General features: G+C 59.1%; 7 protein-coding genes and 2 pseudogenes. 7 read left to right on the top strand and 2 right to left on the bottom strand.

Annotated features, from left to right (window positions below; translation table 11 throughout):
- The first annotated feature begins 94 nt into the window (after positions 1 to 94).
- From QN245_RS21180 to QN245_RS21150, 7 genes and pseudogenes are all read left to right on the top strand, one after another.
- Positions 95 to 4,044: pseudogene (locus tag QN245_RS21180) on the top strand (hemagglutinin repeat-containing protein).
- On the top strand, positions 4,041 to 4,499 hold the full coding sequence (locus QN245_RS21175) for a hypothetical protein (RefSeq protein ID WP_317844176.1): 459 nt from the start codon (positions 4,041 to 4,043) through the stop codon (positions 4,497 to 4,499). The pseudogene QN245_RS21180 and the gene QN245_RS21175 overlap by 4 nt, the downstream one beginning before the upstream one ends.
- A gap of 104 nt (positions 4,500 to 4,603) precedes the next feature.
- Positions 4,604 to 4,930: an immunity protein YezG family protein gene (locus QN245_RS21170; protein ID WP_317844175.1), complete on the top strand. Its 327-nt coding sequence runs from the start codon at positions 4,604 to 4,606 to the stop codon at positions 4,928 to 4,930.
- Between the two features lie 182 nt (positions 4,931 to 5,112).
- A pseudogene (locus QN245_RS21165) lies at positions 5,113 to 8,225 on the top strand (hemagglutinin repeat-containing protein); the annotation flags it as partial.
- Between the two features lie 393 nt (positions 8,226 to 8,618).
- Positions 8,619 to 9,356, top strand: a complete 738-nt coding sequence (locus QN245_RS21160; protein ID WP_317845413.1) for a deaminase domain-containing protein — start codon at positions 8,619 to 8,621, stop codon at positions 9,354 to 9,356.
- On the top strand, positions 9,356 to 9,712 hold the full coding sequence (gene imm2, locus QN245_RS21155) for an Imm2 family immunity protein (RefSeq protein ID WP_317844174.1): 357 nt from the start codon (positions 9,356 to 9,358) through the stop codon (positions 9,710 to 9,712). The genes QN245_RS21160 and imm2 overlap by 1 nt, the downstream gene beginning before the upstream one ends.
- A 409-nt stretch (positions 9,713 to 10,121) precedes the next feature.
- Positions 10,122 to 10,772, top strand: a complete 651-nt coding sequence (locus tag QN245_RS21150; protein ID WP_317844173.1) for a YceH family protein — start codon at positions 10,122 to 10,124, stop codon at positions 10,770 to 10,772.
- Positions 10,773 to 11,011: 239 nt separating this feature from the next.
- Here the strand turns inward: QN245_RS21150 and QN245_RS21145 are convergent, their stop codons facing one another.
- Positions 11,012 to 11,554 (bottom strand): DinB family protein, encoded by a 543-nt coding sequence (locus QN245_RS21145; RefSeq protein ID WP_317844172.1) that lies wholly within the window; start codon positions 11,552 to 11,554, stop codon positions 11,012 to 11,014.
- Between the two features lie 2 nt (positions 11,555 to 11,556).
- Positions 11,557 to 12,093, bottom strand: a complete 537-nt coding sequence (locus tag QN245_RS21140; RefSeq protein WP_317844171.1) for a GNAT family N-acetyltransferase — start codon at positions 12,091 to 12,093, stop codon at positions 11,557 to 11,559.
- Positions 12,094 to 12,124: the final 31 nt, after the last annotated feature.

Raw genomic sequence — 12,124 nt, 5'->3', positions numbered from 1 at the left:
CGATGGCGCAGGCACTAGCGGGCAACAACCTGTCCTGTAGGCCGGCCACGACCTGTCGCTGACCCCGGTCACCGATGTCAACGGCAAGGCCACGGTGCGCACCAGCATCGCCACCGGCGGCAGCCTGCAGCTGGCCGCCGGCAACGACCTCACCATCCGACAGGCGCAGGTCACCGCCGGCGGCAACCTGATCGCCGCGGCCGGACACGATCTCAATGTCACCTCGGTGCTGGGCGACAGCCGCACCGTCACCGACCAGACCCGCCAGGGCAAGACCAAGGTCGTCACGACGACGACCACTCAGGACATCGACCAGCAGGCGCTCACCGCCGGCGGCAACCTGGTGCTCAGCGCCGGCCACGATGTCAACCTGACCGCCGCCAAGCTCGACGCCGGCAATGGCCTGGCGGTTGTTGCTGGCAACGACCTCAACAGCACCACCCTGACCACGGGCGACAGCAGCAATACCCTCGAGACGCGCAAGCGCTTCAAGCAGACCACCAGCACCCGCGACGAGACCGTCCACGGCAGCGAGTTCACCGCCGCCGGCGACATCGCCCTGCAGTCCGGCCACGACGTGAACCTGACCGCGGCCAAGGCGTTCACGGACAAGGGTGCATTGGCCGTGTCCGCCAGCAACGACGTCAGCCTGCTCGCCGAGCAGGAGCAGCACGACGCCGTGCAGGACATGCAGAAGAAGAAAACCGGCTTCCTGTCCAGCAAGACCACGACCACGCACGACGAGTGGCACGACAGCACCGCGGTGGCGACCATGCTCAGCGGCGACACCGTGCAGATCGTCGCGGGCCATGACCTGCTCTCGCAGGGCGCGCAGGTCGCCGGCACCGGCAACGTGGTGGTGGCCGCCGGCAACGACCTGACGCTGGAGACGGCGCAGAACACGCACAGCGAGGAGCACGACAAGAAGGTCAAGAAGACCGGTCTGTACAGCGGCGGCGGCTTCAGCGTCACATTGGGCGCGAGCAAGCAAACCAATACGCTCGACACCACCGAGGTGAGCCAGAGCGGCAGCCTGGTGGGCAGCACCGACGGGTCGGTCACGCTCACCGCCGGCAATGCCGTGGGCATCACCGGCAGTGACGTGCTGAGCAAGACCGGCACCGCCATCGTCGGCAAGGACGTGACTATCGCTGCGGTCGAGAACCGCGTGGATACAGTGCAGACGTCCAAGCAGCAGAGTGCGGGGATCACCCTAGGCTTGACTGGCGGCTTGGTGGATGCGGTGCAAACCGCGTACGGGGCGGTCAAGCGTGGCTCGGACGTAGACGACGATCGGCTCAAGGCGCTTTACGCAGCAAAGGCCGGTTACGCGATCGGCGACGCCGCTGGTCTGGCCAGCAATGGCCTAAAGGGCTACAACGGCGAAGCAGTTGCCGGAAACATGACGAAAACCGGCGACGCGTCAGCCGACGGCGCCCAGGGAGCGGCCAATGCCACAGGCGTGAGTCTGCGCATCGGCATCGGCGCCAGCAGTGCGTCCAGCAAGACGACGACCCACGAAGAGACCACCGGCGGTAGTCGCATCCTCAGCGACGGCAATGTGACCATCGCGGCGACGGGCGGCGATCTCAATGTCATCGGCAGCAAGATCGCCGGCGACAACGTGGCACTGGCCGCGGCGAACAACCTCAACCTGCTTAGCAGCAGGAGAACAACACAAACAAGTCGGAGAACAAGAACGCCGGCGGCGAGATCGGCGTCAGTGTCGGCGCAACGACCGGCTATTACCTGACCGTGTCGGCCGGCAAGGGCAGCGCTAAGGGCAACAGCGATCTCCACACCGAGAGCGTGGTCACGGCCAATGACACGCTCACCTTGGCCAGCGGCAACGACACTACGATCAAGGGCGCGCAGGCGATCGGCGACAAGGTGTTGGCCAAGGTTGGCGGCGATCTGCTGATCCAGAGCGAGCAGGACACCAACGACTATAAGAGCAAGCAGCAGCAGGCCAGTCTGACCCTGGCGACCGGGTCGGGTAGCGGTGGCAGCTATAGCCAGCAAAAGGTCAACAGCAGCTACACCAGCGTCAAGGAGCAGAGCGGCATCCAGGCGGGCAATGGTGGATTCGATATCACCGTCGGCGGCGACACCCATCTCATCGGTGCCGCCATCGCCAGCACCGCCGACCCTGAGAAGAATCGCCTGTCCACCAATGGCTTGACGGTGGAGGACTTGCAGAACAAGGCCGAGTACAAGAGCAGTGGCGTGTCGGTGGGCGGTGGGACAGGCAGCAGCATGGTCAGTGTTGCCGCGCGTACCGGGTTGAGCATGCTCGGTAACAGCAGCGACAGCAGCAGTAGCACCACCAAGAGCGACATCGCCGCTGGCACGGTGGAAGTGCGCAACGGCGATACCGCGGCGCTGTCGGGCTTGGACCGCAAGGCTACCGAGTTGCAGCAGTCCTGTTTGAAGGAAATCTTCGACGAGAAGAAGTTGGCAGAGCAAAAGGAGTTGGCCGCGGTTGCGGGCGAGGTCGGGTTCCGTGCTGCTGGCGATGTTGCTGTAGCCATGCAACATAAGGCGCAAACAGATCTGGCCCAGGCCCAGGCGGCAGGCGATCAGGCGGGAATAGACGACGCGCTGGCGCGCTTGGCGAGCTGGGGTGATGGGGGAACTGCGAAGACTCTGCTGCATGGCGTTACCGGCGCTGCGGTCGCGGCGCTCGGTGGTGGCGATGCGCTCAGCGGAGCAGTTGGCGCCGCCGTATCCGAAAAAGCAAAGCAGGCGATGTTCGACTACCTGCTCGCTCAAGGACTCTCGCCGAACGACCCAACGTTCAAGAGCGTGATGGAACTGGGCAGTGCCGCATTGGGGGGATTGGTTGGTCAGCAGACTGGCGCCAGTACTGCACTGGCAGGCGAACAGTTCAATCGACAGCTCCATCCAGTCGAACTTAGCTTCATTGCTGCCAAGGCCGATGACTACGCCGCATATGCCGGGATCAGCGAGAAAGAAGCGGTGCAGTTGTTAATTAACTCCACGCTGGATCAAGTGGATAACGACGCGCAGCAGCATACAAGGAGCAAGGACGCGGCAACATACCAAGCGGCTGCCAATTGGCTTGCGAACGAAGCGGCTAAGGTCAATCTTGGCTTCATCAACGAAAAAGGTCAGTCGCAACAGGCCTTTACTGCGACTGTTAGCCAATTCTACGACTCCACCCTTTTTGATGGTCCTTATCGTGGCACGCTATTTACCAAATTGACTGACAAGGTCCTTGGAACCAACTGGACTGGAACATTCTCGATCTCGAATGATAAGTATCTTTCCACAGCAGCCGATCTTAAGTTGGAGGGACAGTACCAAGAATGGCGCGCGACCCGGCCGGCGGACGTCTCAAAGTGGAGCGACGCCGACCTGAACACGGTGGTCGGCTTCGTTCAGAAGAACGACCTTCGGAAAATGGCACAGCTCGGTATCTTTGGTCCGCCGGGTGCCACTTGGGTATCGTTGTCCGATGGCGACTACAAGACTGTTGTCAATGATGCGGCGATAAATTTTGCGACCAGCGTTGTGCCTGTTGGCTCGGTGGGAAGATCTTTAGAGCACATTGGAGAAAGTTCACTTGATGTCGCTGATGGCGTCAAGTTTGGCTCAAAGTTAGGGTTGCCCCCAAAAACGCCAGTTCAGGAACTGGAGGTGGACTCTTATATTAACCTCAAATCAAGGGAGGTAGTTGGAGATGGTCTGGAGCATGATCATATTCCTTCATTTGCTGCTTTGCGTTTAGCAAAAGAAACAGAGTTGGGTCGACCTCTTACTAAGGCTGAGTCAAAGCTCCTCTATCAGAATGCGACTGCGGTGGAAGTTCCACGAGAAGTTCATGTCGCTGGTGAAACATACGGCGGGAAAAATACTTTCGAACAAGTTCAGAGAGATGCTTCAGATTTGTGTGGAGCAGTTTGCAGGAACACAAGTGCTTTACGAGAAAATCTTTTAAAAAGAGGCTATGATCCTGCTGTAGTAGATCAGGCTGTGAATAAGATTATTGAGAGAAATAGGAATTCTGGAGTTATAAAATGAAAGTCGACTGGAGAAGGTTTATTTCAGCTCTTGGGCACAGAGCCTCTAGTAGAGAGGTAAGTGGTTTGCTCGATGAAATAAATGAAATGCCTGTTGTATCTAGTGACCCTGACGATAATGGTGATCCGAGCTTCGGGACCCAATACTACCAGTTCTTTCGCCATGGTTTGGAATTTGGTTTTAGATCTAATGCGTTAAGCTTCATCCATTTTTTTATAAAAGACCAAGATGGTTTTTTTGCTTATAAGGGTAAAATATTTGAAGTTAGTGGCGAAAGTTTGAATGAGTCATTAATTTTTGTTAAATTCGGTCCCCCGAAAGATTTTGGAGGAGGGAAGTATGATGTTCTGCTTGGATATATACAGAGGTGGATAAAGTACAATATTAATGAACATGAAGTGCGATTTGAGATTTTGCCAGATGGTGGCGTTTGGAAAGTGACATTAATAGCGTAGCGGCCTCGGTAAGCTGTGCTAAGGTCCACCGCATTAGATTTTTATCATTATGTAAATGGCGAAGTGATGCGTAAAACATTCAGAAATGAGGCCGGGGGTTGAGGGTGGAAAGAGAGATTTATATTCTTAATGAGATTGTTCAGCTGATGCATGATTCTGCTCCTGATGGTTATGAGGAGGCGATTTGCGAGTTTTCATACGAAAAGTATGAAGACAGCTGGTCTGTAGGATCTAAATACTCTTTTGTGCGAGATGGGGTTTCATTTAGTGAGTTGTTGGACGATCCAGATGATGAAATTTCTGGTTTGGTCCGTGAGTTGCACCAGGTAATGGAGCAAGAAAATCGCGAAAATTGGGAAAAATTCACGATTAAATTAAGTTCATCCGGCGCGGCAAAAACGAATTTCTTCTATGACTCAAGTAAAAATTAAGAAATAATTTTTCTAAAAATCGAACAAAAATTTTCAAATTAGGTGGCTGCCCCCCCCGTGGCGCCATGGGCTCGTCTAAATCCAGAAAAGCAGGATGTGGTTGGCGTAAACTCGACCAATAGCTCCTTTAAAAAATAAGTTCAGCGGTGCGCTGACTAAGATCGCTGCTACCCATCTGCCGCGACCTCAGCCTCACCGGCACCACGGTTCAGGCCGGCAACAGCGCAGCGCTGCAGCCGACCGCGTTGCGCGATGAGTCCGGCCTGACGCGCGGTGGCGATGGCACCAGCCTGACCGTCGGCAACAACCTGTCCCTGCAGGCTGGGCACGACCTGTCCCTGATCCTGGTTACCGACGCCAACGGCAAGGCCACGGTGCGCACCAGCCTCGCCACCGGCGGCAGCCTGCAACTGGCCGCCGGCAACGACCTCACCATCCGCCAGGCGCAAGTGAAGGCCGGCGGCGACCTGATAGCCGCGGCCGGGCACGACCTCAACGTGACCTCGGTGCTGGGCGACAGCCGCACCGTCACCGACCAGACCCGCCAGGGCAAGACCAAGGTCGTCACCACCACCACGACCCAGGACCTCGACCAGCAGGCCCTCACCGCCGGCGGCAACCTGGTGCTCAGCGCCGGCCGCGACGTCAACCTGACCGCGGCCAAGCTCGACGCCGGCAATGGCCTGGCCGTGGTCGCAGGCAACGACCTCAACAGCACCACGCTCACCACGGTCGACAGCAGCACCACCCTGGAGACGCGCAAGCGCTTCAAGCAGACCACCAGCACCCGCGACGAGACCGTCCACGGCACCGAGTTCACCGCCGCCGGCGACATCGCCCTGCAGTCCGGCCACGACGTGAACTTGACCGCGGCCCAGGTGTTCACCGACAAGGGCGCTCTCGCCGTGTCCGCTGGCAACGACGTCAACCTGCTCGCCGCACAAGAGCAGCACGATGCCGTGCAGGACATGCAGAAGAAGAAAAAGGGCTTCCTGTCCAGCAAGACCACGACCACGCACGACGAGTGGCACGACAGCACGGCAGTGGCCACAACGCTCAGCGGCGACACCGTGCAGATCGCGGCCGGCCACGACCTACTCTCGCAAGGCGCGCAGGTCGCCGGCACCGGCAACGTGGTGGTGGCCGCGGGCAACGACCTGACGCTGGAGACGGCGCAGAACACGCATAGCGAGGAGCACGACAAGAAGGTCAAGAAGACCGGCCTGTACAGCGGCGGCGGCTTCAGCGTCACCCTGGGCGCGAGCAAGCAGACCAACACGCTCGACACCACCGAAGTGAGCCAGAGCGGTCGCCTGGTCGGCAGTACCGACGGCTCGGTCACCCTCACCGCCGGCAATGCGGTGGGCGTCACCGGCAGCGACGTGCTGAGCAAGACCGGCACTGCCATCGTCGGCAAGGACGTCACCATCGCTGCGGTCGAGAACCGCGTGGATACGGTGCAGACGTCCAAGCAGCAGAGTGCGGGGATCACCCTAGGCTTGACTGGCGGCTTGGTGGATGCGGTGCAAACCGCGTACGGGGCGGTCAAGCGTGGCTCGGACGTAGACGACGATCGGCTCAAGGCGCTTTACGCAGCAAAGGCCGGTTACGCGATCGGCGACGCCGCTGGTCTGGCCAGCAATGGCCTGAAGGGCTGCAACGGCGAAGCAGTTGCCGGAAACATGACGAAAACCGGTGAGGCGTCAGCCGATGGTGCCCAGGGAGCAGCTAATGCCACAGGCGTGAGCTTGCGCATCGGCATCGGTGCCAGCAGCTCGTCCAGTAAGACCACGACCCACGAAGAGACCACCGGCGGCAGTCGCATCCTCAGCGACGGCAATGTGACCATCGCGGCGACGGGCGGCGATCTCAATGTCATCGGCAGCAAGATCGCCGGCGACAACGTGGCACTGGCCGCGGCGAACAACCTCAACCTGCTGAGCCAGCAGGAGAACAACACAAACAAGTCGGAGAACAAGAACGCCGGCGGCGAGATCGGCGTCAGTGTCGGCGCAACGACCGGCTATTACCTGACCGTGTCGGCCGGCAAGGGCAACGCCAAGGGCAACAGCAACCTCCACACCGAGAGCGTGGTCACGGCCAATGACACGCTCACCTTGGCTAGCGGCAACGACACCACGATCAAGGGCGCGCAGGCGATCGGGGACAAGGTGTTGGCCAAGGTTGGCGGCGATCTGCTGATCCAGAGCGAGCAGGACACCAACGACTATAAGAGCAAGCAGCAGCAGGCCAGTCTGACCCTGGCGACCGGGTCGGGGAGTGGTGGCAGCTACAGCCAGCAGAAGGTCAACAGCAGCTACACCAGCGTCAAGGAGCAGAGTGGCATCCAGGCGGGCAATGGTGGGTTCGATATCACCGTCGGCGGCGACACCCATCTCATCGGTGCCGCCATCGCCAGCACCGCCGACCCTGAGAAGAATCGCCTGTCCACCAATGGCTTGACGGTGGAGGACTTGCAGAACAAGGCCGAGTACAAGAGCAGTGGCGTGTCGGTGGGCGGTGGGACAGGCAGCAGCATGGTCAGTGTTGCCGCGCGTACCGGGTTGAGCATGCTCGGTAACAGCAGCGACAGCAGCAGTAGCACCACCAAGAGCGACATCGCCGCTGGCACGGTGGAAGTGCGCAACGGCGATACCGCGGCGCTGTCGGGCTTGGACCGCAAGGCTACCGAGTTGCAGCAGTCCGGTTTGAAGGAGATCTTCGACGAGAAGAAGTTGGCAGAGCAGAAGGAATTGGCCGCTGTTGCGGGCGAGGTCGGATTCCGTGCTGCTGGCGATGTTGCTGTAGCCATGCAACATAAGGCGCAAACAGATCTGGCCCAGGCCCAGGCCCAGGCCCAGGCGGCAGGCGATCAGGCGATCAGGCGGGAATAGACGACGCGCTGACGCGCTTGGCGAGCTGGGGTGATGGGGGAACTGCGAAGACTCTGCTGCATGGCGTTACCGGCGCTGCGGTCGCGGCGCTCGGTGGTGGCGATGCCCTCAGCGGGGCGCTTGGCGCCGCCGTATCCGAAAAAGCAAAGCAGGCAATGTTCGACTACCTGTTGGCTCAAGGGTTCTCGCCGAACGATGCGACGTTCAAGAGTCTTATGGAGATGGGAAGTGCCGCATTGGGCGGACTGGTTGGTCAACAAGCAGGCGCGAACACTGCGCTCGCGGGAGAGCAGTTCAACCGGCAGCTGCATCCGATCGAATTGAGCTTCCTTGCGGCTAAGGCTGACGACTATGCGAAATATGCAAACATCAGCGAGAAGGAAGCGGTCCAACTGTTAATAACTTCTACTTTGGATCAGATTGACAACGAGGAACAAAAGAAGACCAGAAGTCAGGATGCTGCAAAATATCAAGCGGCTGCTAACTGGCTCGCAACGGAGGCGGCAAAAGTCAACCTTGGGTTCGTCAACGAGAAGGGGGAACTTCAGCAGGCTTTCACCGCGACCTTGAGTCAGTTCTACGACCCAACGCTTTATGACGGTCCGTACCGAGGCAATTTTTTGTCCAAGGTGACGGATAAGGTGCTGGGGACGAAATTTACTGTTGGACAGTCGATTAAGCCGGATGATTATCTGTCGGTTGCATCTGATCTGAAGCTTGAAGGCCAATACCAGGAGTGGTGCGCGACTCGGCCAGCGGACATCTCAAAGTGGAGCGACGATGATCTGAACACGATGGTCGGCTTCGTTCAGAAGAACGACCTCCGGAAGATGGCGCAGCTTGGTGTCTTCGGCCCACCGGGCGCCACTTGGGTCTCCTTGTCGGATGGCGACTATAAGACTGTCGCCACAGATGCGGCGATGAATATTGCAACCAGCGTTGTGCCTGTCGGTTCAGTGGGGCGTGCCTTAGAACATGCTACAGAAACTGTAGCCGACGTGTCCCATGAGGCTAAAATAGTAGATGGAATAGTCGATGCCAGTATTCTGAACAAAATTGACGGTGCAGAAAGAAATGCTAAGGTAATCGATACTGCAACTTTTGCTCAAAGGGTTATGGATGCTCGGGCTGCATTGCCATCGGATCTAAGGCGTAGTGGCAACGTTGCTGTTGCTACTATAGATATTCCTGGAATACAAACAGAGATGGCTGCACATAGTCAAATTTCTGAGGCAAGCAGAGGGTTTATTGGCGCTGGAAGTGGGAATTTTATCGCTACAAGCGTTCCCAATAAAATTGGAGAGATGGTCTACCGAGGAGCGGATGCCGAATATAAAATCTTAGACAACATCGCTGATCAATTGCGAGATAATACTGCAGCGAAAGGAGTAGTTACAATATTCACGGAAAAAGCTGCATGTGCAAGTTGCTTAGGTGTGGTTGAACTGTTCAAAGAAAAATTCACTAACATTATAGTTAATGTGTTGGACAACAGAGGGGCGATGCTTCGTCCTCCGAGGAAAGTGCCGTAATGGAAGATCGTGTAACATATAGTGAAATTCGAGCGTGGTTTTTGGAGTGTTACTATAAATACTGCAAGGTAAAACTAAGCCACAAGAGCCCGTGGGTTGAGGGTGAAAGCGAAGCCGGCTACGCTTACGGAGAGCTTGAGAATTCATTTGAGATGCCGATTGAGAAATTGATGTTGGAAGTTCTGGCCATTATACTTTCCGCGGGTAGGGCGGAGAAAAAAGTTCATGAGTACCATTTAGATCATTTATATAATATTCTGGAAAACATGGATCTTGTGTCTATTTTAGCTGAACTTCCTTCTGATGAGGCGATAGAGTTTGAAAGCGATCTTAGAATTTTAGGAGTTTATAGTTAAAGAGTTTGTTGTGCTCGGGGATGAAGGGCGCGCTTGGTGAACTGCGAGATTATAATTTAATATTTATACTTGGTTCAGTAAAAAGGGGTCAGTCATCCAATGTAAAATCGGATAGAACTGTAAAGATCTGTCCCAGAACTTGTCTTTGGGTGTCTGTGCCAACCTCTCGTTGGCGTAGCCAGATCGATCGGCTATAGCAAGTTGTGCAGCAGCAACGACAGCCGCTCGGCCAGCACCACTTAGTTCACCTCAAAGTCTCGTGTAAGGAACGGCGCGGCGTTGGCCATCAACTGATCATTGGCGCCTAAGGTGTGGCGGTAGGCAAGCACCTGGCCCTGCCGGCAAAGACAATCGTTCCGCGCACAGGCCAGCAGTATGCTTCTCCGTTCATACCTTAGAAGCCGACAAGATGACAGACACACATACAGTTCCCGTCCTCTCCGCCATCGAAGCCCGCGCCCTCGGCTGCCTGATCGAGAAGGAGGCGACCACGCCGGATGCTTATCCGCTCACGGTCAATGCGACGGTGGTGGCGGCCAATCAGAAGACGTCGCGCGAGCCGGTGATGACGTTGAGTCCGGGCGATGTGCAACACGCGCTGCGACAACTGGAGGGGCGCGGCCTGGTGCGGCAGCAGTTCTCTTCGCGCGCCGAGCGCTACGAGCATCGGCTGGCGTCGGCGCTGGATCTGACCCAGCAGCAGGTGGCCTTGCTCGGCCTGCTGCTGTTGCGTGGCCCGCAGACGGTCAATGAGTTGCTGACGCGTGCCGAGCGCATGGCGCGCTTCGCCGATGCGGACGACGTGCGCCATCAGTTGGAACGACTAGCGCAGCGCCAGTTGGCGGTGCAGTTGCCGCGCGCCAGCGGGCAGCGCGAGGACCGTTACATGCACTTGCTCGCCGGTCCGGTGGATGCGGAGGCGCTGGCGGCCACGTTCAAAGCACGGCCGGCGGCGTCGGGGCATGACGAGTTGGAAAGTCGGGTGCAGGTGCTGGAGGCCGAGGTGGCGGAGTTGCGCGATATCGTGGCGCAGTTGCAGGGGCAGCTCGCGCACGAGTGACGCTGCGTGGACGGGCTTCTAAACGAAGCCCCCGGTTGACCAAAGAACGCTCACTTGTAGGAGCGGCTTCACCGCGACGCGCATTCCCTGGAGCGTCTGTCGCGGCTGAAGCCGCTCCTACAAGCGCGACGACAGAACCCGCAAAGCCGCGGCAAAGGCGGCCGATGCAAAGGCGCGTTACTAGAGGTGCCTAAACGCCCGAAGGCACGCACCAAGCGCAGCGCCCCGCGATCGCAAGATCACCCCATTTCCACCTGCGGAATCACCGCCAGCATATCGGTCACGCCGACATCGGCACCCGCCTGGCTGAGCAAGGTGGTGGCCTGGCCGCGATGGTGGGTCTGGTGGTTGAAGAAATGCAGCAGCAGGTCGCCGAAGCGCCGCCCCTGCGATTCGCCACGGGTATTGCGATAGCGCAGCGGCACATCGAGGTCGTCGGCATGCAGTTGCGACATCCACTCGGCGATCGTCGCATCCAGCGCCTCGCGCTGCGTCCTCAGATCTGCGAAGCAGTCGGCCTGCGGCGCATCCAGGGCGGCGGGGACTGGCGTGGCGGCGATGGCCTGCAGCGCCGGATGGCGTGCCGGATGCTGGGCGAAGCGCTGCAGCCACATCGTGTCAGCCACCACCAGATGGTTGAGCGTGCCCAACAGCGAACCGAAGAAGGCGCCGCGCGGCTCGGCGATGGCGTCGTCCGGCAGGGTCGCGGCTGCGGCGTAGAGACGCTGGTTCATCCACTGGCTGTAGTTGGCGAACAGCCGCAGTGTGTGCAAGGTATCCATGCTCAGGTGCGCTCCTGGGGCGCATGTAGTTCGCAACGATGCAGTTCGACCTCGGCCGCCTCCGGGCTCAGGCGCACGCGCCCCTGGGCGACGAAGCCCAGCGCGGCGAGCAGGCGCAGCGAGCGCGCATTGCCCGGGGCCACGATCGCGTAGACCCGCGGTAGCGCGAGCACGGTACGTGCGTAGTCCAGCACCGCGCGCGCCGCTTCGCTGGCGTAGCCCTGGCCCGCGTAGGGTTGCAGCAAGGCATAGCCCAGGTCGGGCGCGGGCAGGGTCGGTCGCAGCACCAGTCCGGCCACGCCGAGCCAGGCGCCGTCGTCGCGGCGCTCCACCGCATACAGGCCGAAGCCGTGCTCGGCGTAGCTGCGCACCGAGCCGTCGGCGAGGTAGCGGCTGGCCTGTGTCTCGTCGCGCACGCCGCGGTCGCCGATGTGCGCCAGGAAGCCGGGGTCGTTGAGCAGGGCCAGCATCGGCGCCGCGTCGTGCTCGGGGTCCAGCCGCCGCAGCAGCAGGCGCGCGGTCTCGATCACGGTGGACATGCGGCGCTCCTGCGGGTCGGGGCGTCAGCGT

The sequence above is a fragment of the Xanthomonas rydalmerensis genome, assembly GCF_033170385.1.
In the GTDB taxonomy this organism is placed as follows: Bacteria; Pseudomonadota; Gammaproteobacteria; order Xanthomonadales; family Xanthomonadaceae; genus Xanthomonas_A; species Xanthomonas_A rydalmerensis.
This window is presented reverse-complemented; position numbering and strand designations above follow the sequence as displayed.